General features: G+C 67.0%; 13 protein-coding genes. 12 read left to right on the top strand and 1 reads right to left on the bottom strand.

Annotation, left to right across the window (positions count from 1 at the left end):
* The first annotated feature begins 16 nt into the window (after positions 1-16).
* The 5 genes from AC10V3_RS30645 (at position 17) to AC10V3_RS30625 (ending at position 4,839) form a co-directional block, all read left to right on the top strand.
* Positions 17-805 carry a class II aldolase/adducin family protein gene (locus AC10V3_RS30645; protein ID WP_022539143.1) on the top strand — a complete coding sequence of 263 codons (789 nt, stop codon included), beginning with the start codon at positions 17-19 and terminating at the stop codon, positions 803-805.
* A gap of 70 nt (positions 806-875) precedes the next feature.
* Complete coding sequence (locus tag AC10V3_RS30640; protein WP_041681824.1) at positions 876-1,850, top strand: Bug family tripartite tricarboxylate transporter substrate binding protein; 975 nt, start codon at positions 876-878, stop codon at positions 1,848-1,850.
* Between the two features lie 18 nt (positions 1,851-1,868).
* A complete protein-coding gene (locus AC10V3_RS30635) occupies positions 1,869-2,765 on the top strand; it encodes an amidohydrolase family protein (RefSeq protein WP_022539141.1) in 897 nt (298 codons plus the stop codon).
* 78 nt (positions 2,766-2,843) lie between these two features.
* A complete protein-coding gene (locus AC10V3_RS30630) occupies positions 2,844-3,824 on the top strand; it encodes a Bug family tripartite tricarboxylate transporter substrate binding protein (protein WP_022539140.1) in 981 nt (326 codons plus the stop codon).
* Positions 3,825-3,831: 7 nt separating this feature from the next.
* Complete coding sequence (locus tag AC10V3_RS30625; protein WP_022539139.1) at positions 3,832-4,839, top strand: D-2-hydroxyacid dehydrogenase; 1,008 nt, start codon at positions 3,832-3,834, stop codon at positions 4,837-4,839.
* A 111-nt stretch (positions 4,840-4,950) separates the two neighbouring features.
* On the opposite strand, the gene AC10V3_RS30620 is transcribed toward AC10V3_RS30625, so the two are convergent.
* Positions 4,951-5,484, bottom strand: coding sequence for a universal stress protein (locus AC10V3_RS30620; RefSeq protein WP_022539138.1), 534 nt, complete (start codon positions 5,482-5,484; stop codon positions 4,951-4,953).
* A gap of 379 nt (positions 5,485-5,863) precedes the next feature.
* On the opposite strand from AC10V3_RS30620, the gene AC10V3_RS30615 reads away from it, so the two are divergent.
* The 7 genes from AC10V3_RS30615 (at position 5,864) to kdpE (ending at position 14,560) form a co-directional block, all read left to right on the top strand.
* Positions 5,864-6,028 carry a hypothetical protein gene (locus AC10V3_RS30615; RefSeq protein ID WP_022539137.1) on the top strand — a complete coding sequence of 55 codons (165 nt, stop codon included), beginning with the start codon at positions 5,864-5,866 and terminating at the stop codon, positions 6,026-6,028.
* Complete coding sequence (gene kdpF, locus AC10V3_RS30610) at positions 6,028-6,117, top strand: K(+)-transporting ATPase subunit F (protein ID WP_022539136.1); 90 nt, start codon at positions 6,028-6,030, stop codon at positions 6,115-6,117. The genes AC10V3_RS30615 and kdpF overlap by 1 nt, the downstream gene beginning before the upstream one ends.
* Positions 6,117-7,937 (top strand): potassium-transporting ATPase subunit KdpA, encoded by a 1,821-nt coding sequence (kdpA, locus tag AC10V3_RS30605; RefSeq protein ID WP_022539135.1) that lies wholly within the window; start codon positions 6,117-6,119, stop codon positions 7,935-7,937. Before kdpF ends, kdpA begins: the two co-directional genes overlap by 1 nt.
* A 252-nt stretch (positions 7,938-8,189) precedes the next feature.
* Positions 8,190-10,268 (top strand): potassium-transporting ATPase subunit KdpB, encoded by a 2,079-nt coding sequence (gene kdpB / locus AC10V3_RS30600; RefSeq protein ID WP_349607860.1) that lies wholly within the window; start codon positions 8,190-8,192, stop codon positions 10,266-10,268.
* 23 nt (positions 10,269-10,291) lie between these two features.
* Positions 10,292-10,918, top strand: a complete 627-nt coding sequence (gene kdpC, locus AC10V3_RS30595) for a potassium-transporting ATPase subunit KdpC (protein WP_022539133.1) — start codon at positions 10,292-10,294, stop codon at positions 10,916-10,918.
* A gap of 53 nt (positions 10,919-10,971) precedes the next feature.
* A complete protein-coding gene (locus AC10V3_RS30590; protein ID WP_490923870.1) occupies positions 10,972-13,815 on the top strand; it encodes a DUF4118 domain-containing protein in 2,844 nt (947 codons plus the stop codon).
* Positions 13,816-13,864: 49 nt separating this feature from the next.
* Positions 13,865-14,560 (top strand): two-component system response regulator KdpE, encoded by a 696-nt coding sequence (gene kdpE / locus AC10V3_RS30585; RefSeq protein WP_022539131.1) that lies wholly within the window; start codon positions 13,865-13,867, stop codon positions 14,558-14,560.
* The last annotated feature ends 65 nt before the right edge of the window (positions 14,561-14,625 follow it).

The following is a 14,625-nucleotide window of genomic DNA, read 5'->3' as shown; positions in this document are numbered from 1 at the left end:
ACAAAGGAGCCCGACCATGAGGAAACCCGGTGTGCTGAACATCCCTTCGATGCGCGAGCAGTGCAGTGAGGCCGAGTGGCAGGCCCGCGTGGACCTTGCTGCCTGCTACCGGCTGGTGGAGCTGTATGGCATGGCCGACATGATGGCCAACCACATCTCCGTGCGCGTGCCCGACGAGGAAGATGCCTTCCTGATCAACCCCTATGGGATGATGTATGAGGAGATCACAGCGAGCTGCCTGATCAAGGTCGACCACGACGGCAAGATCCTGTCGAAGCCGGATTTCGGGGAACACAACTACGGCATCAACAAGGCCGGCTATGTGATCCACAGCGCCGTCCACCATGCCCGCCCGGAAGTGGCCTGCGTGATCCACACCCATAGCTGGGCCTCGATGGCGGTGTCGTCGCTGGAATGCGGCTTGCTGCCGATCACGCAGACAGCCATGCGCTTCCTGAAGATCGGCTACCACGAGTACCAGGGCGTGGTGCTCGACACTGCCGAGCAGGCCTCGCTGATCGAGGACCTCGGCAAAGGCGAGGCGCTGATCCTGCGCAACCATGGCGCGCTGACGGTGGGCAGCACCGTGGGCGAGGCCTTCAACTGGATGCACCGGCTGGAGCTGGCCTGCCGCTCGCAAGTGGCGGCGATGTCGTGCGGCACGCCGCTGCACGCGGTGCCGGCGGATGTGCTGCAGGAAACCTGGAACAACTACCAGCCCGGCACGCGCCGCCCGTATGGCGTGATGGAGTGGCCGGCGCTGCTGCGCAAGCTGGACCGCATGGACCCGAGCTTCCGGGACTGACGACCCGGCTGGCTGCCCCTGCAGCACCAACAGAAGATAAAGAGAAGAAGGCCCCCACGGAGTGAGACAAATGAATCGCAGACGCATGCTGGCGCAAGTGCTGGCGCTCGGCGCCGCCCCCTATGTCCTGTCGTCGCCGGCGCTGGCGCGCGCCGGCAAGCCCGTCACGCTGGTCGTGCCGTTCGCCCCCGGGGGCAACCTCGACGTGGTGGCGCGTGCCATCGTTCCGGCGCTGGAAGCCAGCCTCGGCCGCAACGTGATCGTCGACAACCGGCCCGGTGCCGGCGGCGTGATCGGCGCCACGCTGGTGTCGCGTGCGGAGCCTGACGGCAGCACACTGCTGGTCACCACGCCCAACGCCATTGTCGTGCTGCCGCGCATGACGCGCACCGGCTTCAGCCTGGCCAGCTTCAGCCCGGTCGGGCTGGTGTCGAGCACGGCGCTGGTGCTGGTGGTGAAGGGCGGCGACGCGCGCTTCAAGGACGTGGGCGCGCTGCTCGCCTTCGCCCGCGCCAATCCCGGCAAGCTTTCGGCGGGCCACGCCGGACCCGGCACCACCAACCACATGGCCACCATGCAGCTGGAGGATGCGGCCGGCATCCGCCTGACGGAGGTGCCGTACAAGGGTTCGGCGCCCGCGCTGGTGGACCTGATGGGTGGCCAGATCGACCTGGTGGTCGACCAGCTGTCCAGCTCGGCGCCGCATATCCAGTCGGGCGCGCTGCGCGCCCTGGCGGTGATGTCGCGCGAGCGCGATGCCATGCTGCCCACGGTGCCGACCCTGCGCGAGGCGGGTCTCGCCAACTTCGAGGCGACTACCGCCACCGGTCTGCTCGCTCCTGCCGGCACGCCCGTGGCGGTGGTCAGCGACATCAACGCCGCGCTGCGCAAGGCCCTGGCCGAAGGCAGCGTCAAGAGCCGCCTGCTCAGCGTGGGCAGCATGGCAAAGGGTTCCACCCCAGCGGAATTCCTCGCCTTGCTGCAGCGCGAAGACGCCCGTGCGCAAACGCTCGCCGCGGCCGGCCGCCTGAAGGCTGCCGAATAAGCCACGGAGAGACCACCCATGACACGACCCTGCCTGCCCCCGCAAGATACGCTGACACCGCCGGCCTTCCGCGCCCCGGACGGCGCCTGCGACAGCCATGCCCACGTATTCGGGCCCTTTGCCAGCTTTCCTCTGGCCGAGGACCGCAGCTACACGCCGGCCGAGCATCCGGCCGACGCCTTTATCGGCCACCTGGACGCACTCGGCCTGACGCGCGGCGTGCTGGTCACGGCGAGCGCCAGCGGCAGCGACAACCGCGTGGTGCTCGACGCGCTGCGCCGGTACCCGGCGCGCCTGCGCGGCATCGCCGTGCCCGCTGCCGGCACCACGGACGCCGAACTGGACGACTGGCACGACGCCGGCGTGCGCGGCGTGCGCATCAACCTGTACCAGCTCGGCGGCCATGCGGTGTACCGCAACGGCGTGGGGCTCGACGTGCTGGGGGCGCTGGCGCCCCGTCTGGCCGAGCGCGGCTGGCATGCGCAGATCTGGATTCACGCGCCGGACCTGGTCGAACTCGGCCCGCGCCTGAAGGCGCTCGGCGTGCCGCTGGTCATCGACCACATGGGCCGCATGGCGACTTCGCGCGGCGTGGACGATCCCGGTTTCCGTGCACTGTGCGCGCTGCTGGCGGAGGGCGCCGCGTGGACCAAGATTTCCGGCGCCGACCGCCTGCAACCGGCCGGGGCGCCATATTGCGAGGTCGATCCGTTCGTCGCCGCGCTGCTGGCCGCCAATCCCGGGCAGGTGGTATGGGGCTCCGACTGGCCGCACATCAACTACTACGAGTCCGCACAGGTGCCGGACGACGGCGTGCTGTTCAACCTGCTGGCGCGCTGGCTGCCGGATACGGCTGCCAGCGAGCGTGTGCTGGTCAGCAATCCGGCCCGGCTGTACGGCTTTCCTGCGGCCTGATCGCGGCTTCCATTCCCACCACAACAGACGGCGGCCAACCACCGGAGCACCGCCGCACCACGAGAGGAGACACACCCCATGCCCCGCTTCGCATTCCGACGCTGGCCGGCCCGGCTCGCCGCCACCCTGGCGCTGGCCGCAGCCAGCCTCGCCGCCCACGCCGCCGACCCGTATCCCGACAGGCCGGTGCGCGTGGTGGTGGCCTTTACCGCCGGCGGTACCACCGACATGCTGGCGCGCAGCGTGAGCCAGAAGCTCGGCCAGCAGCTGAAGCAGTCGTTCGTGGTGGAGAACAAGCCTGGCGCGGGCGGCAACATCGGCACCGAATACGTGGTGCGCGCGCCGGCGGATGGCTACACGCTTCTGGTCAACTCGGTCGGGCCCATTTCCATCAACCAGACGCTCTACAAGAACCTCGGCTACGATCCGCTTACGGACCTCGTGCCGGTGGTGCAGATCGCTGACGTGCCCAACGTGCTGGTGGTCCACCCGTCGCTGCCGGTGAAGACCTTTGAGGCGTTCGTCGGCTACCTCAAGGCCAACCCGGGCAAGCTGAACTACAGTTCGACCGGCGTGGGCACCTCGTCGCATCTGTCGGGCTTCATGCTGACCGAGCGCAGCGGCGCGCCGGCCATCCACGTGCCATACAAGGGCGCGAACGCGCTCAACGACCTGTTGTCGGGGCGCGTGCAGTTCATGTTTGCCACCATTCCGTCGGTGATGTCGCATATCCAGGCGGGCAAGCTGCGGGCCCTGGCGGTCACCAGCGCCCAGCGTTCCCGCTCGCTGCCAAACCTGCCGACCGTTGCCGAGAAGGGCTTCCCCGGCTTCGAGGCGGGTTCGTGGTTCGGCTTCTTCGCGCCGAAAGGCACGCCGGCACCCGTCATCGCCAGGCTGAACAAGGCGGTGAACGAGGCGCTGCCGTCGCTGCAGGCTCAGATGATCCGCGAGGGCGCCGACCCGGTGGGCGGCTCGCCTGACCAGTTCGGGCAGTTCACGCGCAAGGAGTACGTCAAGTGGAAGGCCGTGGTGCAGGCGACCGGCGCCACCGTCGAGTGAGGGCGGCATGACGACTGATCAGCCGGGCGCGGCACCGCTGCGCATCTTGTTGTCGGAGCCGGCGCTGCGCCAGCATGGCGAGGCCATCGGCGCGGCGGCGGGCACCTGGCAGCCGGTGCTGGCGCCGTCCGTTGACGATGCGGGCCAGGTCGATGCCGACGTCGCCTTCGTGTCGCGCGATGTGACGGGCCTTTCCACCAAGCACGAGATCCACGCCGCCACCCGGCGCTTCTACGACGCCATGCTGCAGGCGCCGTCGCTGCGCTGGGTGCACACCCATTCGGCCGGGGCCGATCGCGCCGTGTTCGGCCAGTTGCGCGGGCGCGGGGTAGAGGTGAGCACGTCGTCCGGCGCCAACGCGGCGGTCGTGGCGCAAACCGCGCTGGCAGGGGTGCTGGCGCTGGCTCGCCATTTCCCGCAATTGCTCGCCGCCCAGCGCGAACGCCGCTGGGCGCCGCTGATCGGTTCCGGCCTGCCGCGGGACCTGCAAGGGCAGACGGCCACGATCGTCGGCTGGGGCCCGATCGGGCAGCGGCTGGGCACGGTGCTGAAGCTGCTCGGCCTGAAGGTGGTGGCGGTGCGGCAGCGCGCCACACCCACGGGGGATGACATCGCCTGTGTCGGGGTGGACGACCTGCTGGATGTACTGCCGCGCACGGACTGGCTGATCCTGGCTTGCCCGCTGACGGACCGCACGCGCGGGCTGGTCGGCGCGCAGGCGCTCGCGCTGCTCCCTGCCGGTGCGCGCCTGGTCAATATCGCCCGCGGCGAGGTGGTGGACGAAGGCGCGTTGATCGCGGCGCTGCACGACGGCCGCCTCGCGGGCGCCTACCTGGACGTGTTTGCACACGAGCCGCTGGATGCGGATTCGCCGCTCTGGGCGATGCCAAACGTCATCGCTACGCCGCACAGTGCCGGGTTCTCCGATGGCAACGCGGCGCGCGTGCTTGGCATCTTCCTCGACAACCTGCGTGGCTGGCGAAACGGGATGCCTCTGTGTAATCGGGTGCCATAGGAGCTCCGCCCCTTCCGGACGGTCGGGAGAGCAATTTAGCGAGCGACCGCTTCCGGCCGGGCTTCGCCGAGCTGGTAGCCCCTGACGGGAGACTCACAGAGGGTAACCGTCTCAGCGGTGCGGGGCTGCAATGCCGCCGGGTAGACGACAAGAGCAGGGCGTGCACGACTGGCTCGGGGCCGATACACCTTGAACTCGGAGGGGGAGGTGGGCGTGCGGAGCATTGACCAGCGTAACGGGTACCCGCGAGCGTCGCATGAGCTGCGCCGGAATACCGGCGCCTGCAAGGGCCAGGAAGCGCGACCAGGCTGACAGGCCCAACACAATGCCATCGCATTGGCACACCTGTGCAGCGGTCAAAATTGTAGTCGCCGGCGAGCCGATGCCAATCTGCGCCACATAATCCACGCCGGAATCGTCAAGGATTTCTCCCGCACATGCCAGCGCGGCTTCGCCTTCGCTGCGTTCCCGCTCCCGCAACCGGGCAAGGGAATGATAGGCGCGGGCGCGGCCCTGCTCAATCGGGGCTTGCACGTTAAGCAGCAAGACCTGCGAAATGCTGCCCTCTCTATAGAGGAACGCGGCATGCCTGACAGCCCATAACGAACTGTCTGAGCCGTCAACAGCGACAAGAAGCTTGATCATTGCGGTTCAACACTGGTAGCGGTGCCGCGGCGACGATTTGTCGGGGCAGCAATTCCGATGCAGCCAGCGTATGCGAGTTCGTGTTTACCTCGCATCAAGATATGGCGGTAGCGCATAAAGATCCGATAAAGGGGCAGCGGGCGAGCCAGCAAGGCGCATGGATGCCTGCTCTGCAGCCATCAGCGCCAAGCCGATTTCGGCGAGCCCGCAGCGACGGATCATCGCGGCAAAAGCGGCTGGAGTGTGACTTGTCGTCCGCTTCCCAGCCCCATCCACGCCGATCTTTATGCGTTCTTTATACGCGCCGCTCACCTTTCTACCCTGTTTTTACTACCCCGTCGCTAAGCTCCAAGCCGAAACCACTCAAGGGTGTTTTGTCATGGACGGGATCTTTCTGATCGTATTGATAGGCTTCGCCGTGCTGAGCGCGGCCCTGCTGGGGCTGTGCGCGGTGCTTGCCCCGCAATCTCCGGCGGGCAACGGGCACGGCGGTTCGCATAACCAGCTGTCGGCAAAGAACAGCGCATCGGACAGGGGCTTGTGATGAGCTGGACCGATCTGTTGAGCGGTGTGTTGGCGGCCGCCATTTTCATTTATCTACTCATCGCGCTGTTCCGGCCGGAGAAATTCTGATGTCCTCCCAATTCGTGGGCCTGCTGGTCCTCTATCTCGCCATCCTGCTGGCGTGCGCTCCATTTCTCGGACGCTATCTCCGGCGTGCGGTGGAGGACGGCAACTATTCGCTGACTGTCTGGGGCCGTCCGCTGGAGCGGCTGCTGTATCGCCTGGGCGGCGTGCGTGCCGATACCGAGATGGGGTGGAAGCAGTACACCATCGCCGTCCTGGCGTTCAACCTGCTTGGGGTTGTGGCGGTCTATGCGCTGCAGCGCCTGCAGGGCATGCTGCCGCTGAATCCGCAAGGCTTCGGCGCGGTCACGCCAGACTCGGCCTTCAACACGGCCATCAGCTTTGTCAGTAATACGAACTGGCAGGGCTATGCCGGCGAGTCGACCATGGGCTATCTGATGCAGATGCTCGCACTCACCGTGCAGAATTTCCTGTCCGCCGCGACCGGCATCGCCGTGGTCTTCGCGCTGATCCGCGGCTTCGCGCGCCAGAGCGCGGCCACAATCGGCAACTTCTGGGTCGATATGACCCGGATCACCCTGTATGTCCTGGTGCCGATTTCGACGGTGATCGCGCTGGCACTGGTCAGCCAGGGCGTGATCCAGAATTTCGATGCCTACAAGGAAGTCAGCCTCGTCACGCCAGTCGAATACACCCAGCCCAAGGTCGATGCCGCCGGGCAGCCGGTGCTCGATGCACAGGGCAAGCCGGTGACGGAAGACCTGAAGACGGACAAGCAGACGCTGGCCATGGGTCCGGTCGCCTCGCAAGAGGCCATCAAGATGCTGGGCACCAACGGCGGCGGCTTCTTCAATGCCAACTCGGCGCATCCGTTCGAGAACCCGAATGCCCTGGCCAACTTTATCCAGATGCTGGCGATCTTCCTGATCCCGGCGGCCCTGTGCTTCACTTTCGGCGAGATGGTGGGGGACAGGCGACAGGGGGTGGCGGTGCTGGCTTCCATGACAGTGATCTTTGTCGCCATGGCTTGCGTCGCCGCAATGTCCGAGCAGATGGCCAATCCTGCGCTGTCCGGCTTGCCGGTCGACCATGCCAGCTCCCTGTTGCAGGCGGGCGGCAATATGGAAGGCAAGGAAACGCGCTTCGGCATTGCGGCGTCGGCGCTGTTCGCCACCATCACGACCGCGGCATCGTGCGGCGCGGTCAATGCGATGCATGACTCGTTCACCGCCATTGGCGGGCTGGTGCCGATGCTGCTGATGCAACTGGGCGAAGTGGTGTTCGGCGGGGTCGGCTCGGGGCTGTACGGCATGCTGGTCTATGCAGTGCTCGCTGTCTTCATCGCCGGCCTGATGATCGGCCGCACGCCGGAGTACCTCGGCAAGAAGATCGAAGCCTACGAAATGAAGATGACTGCCGTGGCGATCCTGGTCACGCCGCTGCTGGTGCTGCTCGGCACCTCGGTGGCGGTCATGGCCGAAGCAGGGCGCGCGGGCGTCTTCAATCCCGGCACGCACGGCTTCTCGGAGATCCTTTATGCGCTCTCGTCGGCGGCCAATAACAACGGCAGCGCCTTTGCGGGCCTCTCTGCCAACACGCCGTTCTACAACACGCTGCTGGCGGCGGCCATGTGGTTCGGCCGGTTCTGGATCATCATCCCGGTCCTTGCGCTGGCGGGCTCGCTCGCGGCCAAGAAGCGCGTGCCGCCCAGCGGCGGCACGATGCCGACGCACGGCCCGTTGTTTGTCGTGCTGCTGGTGGGGACGGTACTGATGGTCGGCGCGCTCACCTATGTGCCGGCACTGGCGCTCGGGCCGGTTGCCGAGCAGCTCCAGGGCGCGGTGATGGCAACCGCGGCGAAGTAAGGCGACTACTGACGAAGAGATATCGAGCATTCGTACACGTCCGGTACCTGCACTGCCTCACAGGCGAGGTGCCGGGCGTTTCCAGCGGATTGCGGAGAAACCATGCAACATGATTCGATGGCCCCATCGGCCAAGCGCGGCGGCAAGACGCCGGACGCTGCTTCCTCCAACACGCTTCCTGCCAAGGTCGCGCCGGTCTCCGGCCAGCAACGCGGCACGCATCATCATCCGCATCGCCCGCCGGCGCGCAGCATGTTCGCGCCGGAACTGGTGAAGCCTGCGCTCGTTGCGGCCCTCAGGAAACTATCGCCGCGGGACCAGTTGCGCAACCCGGTGATGTTCGTGGTCTACGTCGGCAGCATCCTGACGACCATCCTCTTCCTGCGGGCGATGTTCGCGCCCGCGGCTGCCCCTGGCGGCGAGAGCGCGGGCTTCATCCTGGCGGTATCGGTCTGGCTGTGGTTTACGGTGCTGTTCGCCAACTTTGCCGAGGCATTGGCGGAAGGGCGGAGCAAGCAGCAGGCCGAGGCGCTGCGCGGCCTGAAGACGACCGTCACCGCGCGCGTGCTGAAGGAAGGCAAGCGTGGCAGTGCCACGGAGGCCCGTGCGGCCACGGCGCTGCGCCGTGGCGACGTCGTGCTGGTGGAAGCCGGCGACATGATCCCTGGGGACGGGGAAGTGATCGACGGCGTGGCCTCGGTCGACGAAAGCGCGATCACGGGCGAATCGGCACCGGTGATCCGCGAGTCCGGCGGCGATTTCTCGTCCGTGACCGGCGGCACGCGCGTGCTGTCCGACTGGATCGTAGTACGCATCACGACCAACCCGGGCGAGAGCTTCATCGACCGCATGATCACGATGGTCGAAGGCGCCAAGCGGCAGAAGACCCCGAACGAGCTGGCCCTGACGATCCTGCTGGTCGGCCTGACCCTCGTACTGCTGCTGGCCACGGCCACGCTGCAGCCGTTCTCGCTCTACAGCGTGCTGGTGACCAAGGCTGGCGTGCCGGTGACGATCACCGTGCTGGTGGCGCTGCTGGTCTGCCTGATCCCGACCACCATCGGCGGCCTGCTGTCGGCAATCGGTGTCGCTGGCATGAGCCGGATGATGGAAGCGAACGTGATCGCAACGTCGGGCCGTGCCGTCGAAGCCGCCGGTGACGTGGATGTGCTGCTGCTCGACAAGACCGGCACGATCACCCACGGCAACCGCCAGGCATCGCGCTTTATCCCGGCACCGGGCGTGTCGCTGCTGCAGCTCGCGGAAGCGGCCTGGCTGTCGTCGCTGGCCGACGAGACCCCGGAAGGCCGCAGCATCGTCACGCTCGCCCGGCAGCAGCCGGGGTTGGCGGCGCCGGAGATGGCCAAACTGAAGCCGGAGTTCGTACCGTTCACGGCCCAGACCCGCATGAGCGGCGTCGACCTGGGCAATGGCGGCGAACGCCACGTACGCAAGGGCGCAGCGGATGCCGTGCGCCGCTACGTCACCGAGCGCGCCGGCAAGTACCCGGATGCCGTATTGCAGGCCGTGGATGAGGTGGCGCGCGTCGGCAGCACGCCGCTGGTGGTGGCTGACGCCCGGGGTGACGATGTGCGTGTGCTGGGCGTGATCGAGCTGAAGGACATCGTCAAGACCGGCATCCGCGAGCGCTTTGGCGAGCTGCGCAAGATGGGCATCAAGACCGTGATGATCACCGGCGACAACCGCCTGACCGCAGCCTCGATCGCCGCGGAAGCCGGCGTCGATGACTTCCTGGCCGAGGCCACGCCGGAAGCCAAGCTCAAGCTGATCCGCCAGTACCAGACCGACGGGCGACTGGTGGCGATGACCGGCGACGGCACTAACGATGCGCCGGCGCTGGCCCAGGCCGACGTCGCCGTGGCGATGAACAGCGGCACGCAGGCGGCCAAGGAAGCCGGCAACATGGTGGACCTGGACAGCAACCCGACCAAGCTGATCGAGATCGTCGAGATCGGCAAGCAGATGCTGATGACGCGCGGCTCGCTGACAACCTTCAGCGTTGCCAACGACATCGCCAAGTATTTCGCCATCATCCCGGCGGCATTTGCCACCACGTATCCGCAGCTCAACCTGCTGAATGTGATGGGGCTTGCCACGCCGGCCTCGGCCATCATGTCTGCCGTGATCTTCAATGCGCTGATCATCGTCGTGCTGATTCCGCTCGCGCTCAAGGGCGTTGTCTACCGGCCGTTGGGTGCGGCGGTGCTGCTGCGCCGCAACCTGCTGATCTACGGTCTTGGCGGCATCCTGGTGCCGTTTGCCGGCATCAAGTTGATCGACATGGTCCTTGCGCTGTTTGGCTGGATCTGATTTCCCTACGATTCGGAGTTCTCATGATTACCCAAGTGCAATCTCCCCAGCCCGCACCGCAACCCGTGCAGGCGGGCCTTGCGAGGCCGATGCTGGTGGTGTTCGTCGCGCTGTCGCTGTTGACCGGCCTGTTGTATCCGGGCGTGATTACCGCGATTTCGAAAGTCGTGTTCCCGCACCAGGCAGGGGGCTCGCTGATCGAGAAGGACGGCAAGCCCATCGGCTCCGAACTCATCGGCCAGCCGTTCTCCGACCCGAAGTACTTCTGGGGCCGGTTGTCGGCGACGGCGCCCATGCCGTATAACCCTGCGGCGTCGGTCGGCTCGAACCTGGGCCCCACCAACCCGGCGCTGACCGACACGGCCCGCGCGCGCATCGACGCGCTGCACGCCGCCGATCCGGACAACCAGGCGCCGGTACCCGTGGACCTGGCCACGGCATCCGGTAGCGGCCTCGATCCGCATATCAGTCCCGCCGCGGCCGAATACCAGGCGGCGCGCGTGGCCCGCATCCGCGGGATTCCCGTCGAACAGGTGAAGCAGCTGATCGCCGCGCATACCGAGGCGCCGCTGCTGCCGGTTCTGGGCGAGCCGGGGGTCAATGTCCTGAAGCTGAACCTGGCGCTGGACGGCATTGCGCCGAAGCGATGAAGACGATGACGGCAGCGCCATGCATGCAGCCCTGACCGGGAGCGAGCCTTCCCATGCCTGATGCCGAATTCCGCGAAGCCGCCGGGCGGCCCGATCCCGATGCGCTGCTCCAGATGGTCCAGGCCGAAGGGGAGCGTGCAGCGCGCGGCAGGCTGCGGGTCTACTTTGGCGCTTCGGCCGGGGTAGGCAAGACCTTTGCCATGCTTACCGCGGCGCGGGCGGCGTCGGCGCAGGGCACGGATGTCGTCATTGGCATCGTCGAGACCCACGGCCGCGCGGAGACCGAGGCGCTGGTCGCCGGCGTCGAGCGGCTGCCGATGAAGGAGGTGCCATATCGCGACCGGGTGCTCAAGGAATTCGACCTGGATGGAGCGCTGGCCCGCCATCCCACGCTGATCCTGGTTGACGAGCTTGCACATTCCAATGCGCCGGGGTGCCGTCATCCCAAGCGGTGGCAGGATATACAGGAGTTGCAGGCGGCCGGCATCGACGTCTGGACCACGGTCAATGTGCAGCACCTGGATAGCCTGAACCAAGCGGTTGGGGGCATCACCGGCATTCGCGTGTGGGAAACGGTGCCGGACATTGTTTTCGACAGCGCGGACGAAGTCGTGCTGGTGGACCTGCCCGCCGATGAACTGCTGCACCGGCTGAAGGAGGGCAAGGTCTACCTGCCGGAGCAGGCGCGGCACGCGGCGCGCAATTTCTTTCGCAAAGGCAACCTGATCGCGCTGCGCGAGCTGGCGTTGCGTCGGACGGCGGACCGCGTCGACGACGATGTCCGGGCATGGCGCCAGTCTGAATCCGTGCAGTCGGTCTGGCGCACGCGCGAGGCCGTGCTCGCCTGCATCGGCAGCGGCGACGATGCGGAGCAGGTCGTCAAGAGCGCGCGGCGGCTGGCCGGCCAGCTCGATTGCGACTGGCACGTGGTGACCATCGCTACACCGAGACTGGCGCCGCCATCCAATGCGGCGAAGCTGCGCCTGCAGACGGCAATGCGCCTTGCCGAAGAACTGGGCGCGCGCACCGAGACACTGGCTGGCAATGACATGGTCCAGGCTGTGGTCGGGTATGTGCGTCGCCATAACCTGACCAAGGTGGTGATCGGTCGCGCGCCGGCAGACTGGCGCCGGGGCGGCGCGTCCGTTGCCGAGCGGGCGCGTTCGCTCCTCGAGCGCGCCCTGTCGCCGTTTGTCAGTGCCCCGGCGTGGCTGTTCGGGCGCCGCAGTTTTGCCGATGCGCTGGCGCTCGGCTGCCCGGAGATCGATATCATCCGCGTGGCGGCCGACACGACCCGGGCCGATATCCGGCCGCGCCATGCCGCCGAAGCGCCGGAGGCGCAGCAGGCCACCGACGGTGCGACCCGCAAAGACTACCTGTGGGCAGTGGTATGGTGCGCGGGCGCCACCGCGCTGTCGGCGCTGGCGTTTCCCTGGTTTGACGTCGTCAACATTGCCATGCTGTTCCTTGTGGCGGTGGTCGGGGTGGCGCTGCGCCATGGGCGCGGACCTTCGGCGTTGGCTTCGGTGCTGGCCGTGGCCGCTTTCGACTTCTTCTTCGTGCCGCCGCGGCTGTCATTCGCCGTCAGCGACGTGCAGTATCTGCTGACCTTCCTGGTACTGCTTTCCGTGGGCCTGGTCATCGGGCAGCTGATGGCTGGCATGCGCGAACAGGCGCAGGTGGCCGTCCAGCGCGAGGAAGATGCGCGCACGCTGTACGAGCTGGCCCGGGAGCTGTCCGCGGCGTTGATGCCGGACCAGATCGTCTCGATCGGCAGCCGGTTCCTGCGCGCGGCGTTCGATGCCAACTCGGCCTTCTTCCTGGTTTCACCCGACGGGCGCTTGCTGGCGCCGGTGTCGGATGCCGCGCAACAAGACACGGCGGCCCGAACCGACTCGATCGACCGCGTGCTGGCGGAGTGGGTCTTCGCTCATGGCCAGCCGGCGGGCACCGGCACCCATACCTTGCCCGGCAGCACCGTGCTGTACGTGCCGTTGAAGGCGCCGATGCAGACGCGTGGCGTCCTGGCGGTGGAGCCCGCGGCCGCGCACGCCTTTGCGCAACCCGCGCTGCGGCGGCAGGTCGACGTGTTCTGCACGCTGATCGCGATCGCCATCGAACGCTTGCACTACGTCGACGTGGCACAGCAGGCGCTGCTGTCGATGGAGTCGGAGCGCCTGCGCAGTTCCTTGTTGGCAGCCGTTTCGCACGACCTGCGAACCCCGTTGACGAGCCTCATAGGCATGGCCGAGACCATGCAGCGCAGTGTGCCCGCACTGGCACCCCCGCTGGACGAGACGGTAGCCGCCATGCTGGAGCAGGCAAGGCGGATGCGGACGATGGTGGTCAATCTGCTCGATATGGCCAGGCTGCAGAGCCGCGATGTCCGCACGAGTATGGAGTGGCAGTCGGTGGAGGAGCTCGTCGGCGCCAGCCTCGCTGCCATGCGCGACGCGCTGGTGCGCCATCGCGTCGTCGTCGCCGATCTGTCCGGCGTGCCCCTGGTGGAATGCGACGCCGTGCTGATGGAGCGCGTGCTGTGCAACCTGCTGGAGAATGCTGCCAAGTACACGCCGGCGGGAACCGAGATCCGCTTGTGGGCGGCGCCGGTCGATGCTGAAATCAGGATCGCGGTCGAGGATGACGGCCCGGGTGTGCCGGGCGGCAAGGAGCGGCAGATCTTCGAGAAATTCACCCGCGGCGAGCGCGAGTCCGCGACCGCGGGCGTCGGGCTTGGCCTCGCCGTCTGCGAGGCCATCGTCCAGGCCCATGGCGGCCGCATCTGGGTGGAGCCGGCGCAGCGGCCGGAGCGCCCGCGCGGGCAGGCGGGCGCGCGCTTCATGGTGGCATTGCCGCGCGGCAATCCGCCGGCCCTGGAGCCTGAGCCTGTGGGCTAGTATCGATATACGCAACACGAAACACCGCAACGCTGACTAGAGAGAGTTCATGCCATTCGATTTTTCCCCGACGATCCTGCTGGTGGAGGACGAGCCCCATATCCGGCGCTTTGTCCGCGCGACGCTGGAGTCGGAAGGCTGCACCGTGCACGAGGCGGAAACGCTCAAGCGCGGACTGATCGAATCGGGTACGCGGCAGCCCGACCTTGTCATACTCGACCTGGGGTTGCCGGACGGCGATGGCGTGCAGCTGATCCGTGAAATGCGCACGTGGACCGAGGTGCCGATCCTCGTACTATCCGCGCGCAGCGGGGAAGCCGACAAGATCGGCGCGCTGGATGCCGGGGCGGACGACTACCTGACCAAGCCATTCGGCGTCGGCGAGCTGGTGGCGCGCGTGCGCGTGCTGCTGCGCCGGCATGCCAGGGCCAATGCCCACGGCACCCACCATGTCACGTTCGGGGACGTCCAGGTCGACCTGGCGAACCGTGTGGTCACCCGCTCCGGAGAGTCCGTGCACCTGACCCCGATCGAGTATCGCCTGCTGGCGGTGCTGATTGCCCACCGCGGCAAGGTCATGACACACCGTGAACTGCTGCGTGAGGTGTGGGGACCTGCGCAGTCCGAGAGCAGCCAGTACCTGCGCGTGTACATGGGACATTTGCGGCACAAGCTTGAAGCGGACCCAGCCCAGCCGGCCCATTTGCTGACCGAAATCGGGCTGGGTTACCGTTTTGCCGGGTGATTCGGATTGCGGATCTTTACCGTATTTGGATGGCGGCACGGCGGGTTTTGATACCGTTTTTAGGC

The organism is Cupriavidus sp. PB-02 (assembly GCF_058252315.1).
The sequence above is the reverse complement of the archived record's forward strand: the minus strand, read 5'-3'. Positions and strand labels throughout refer to the sequence as shown.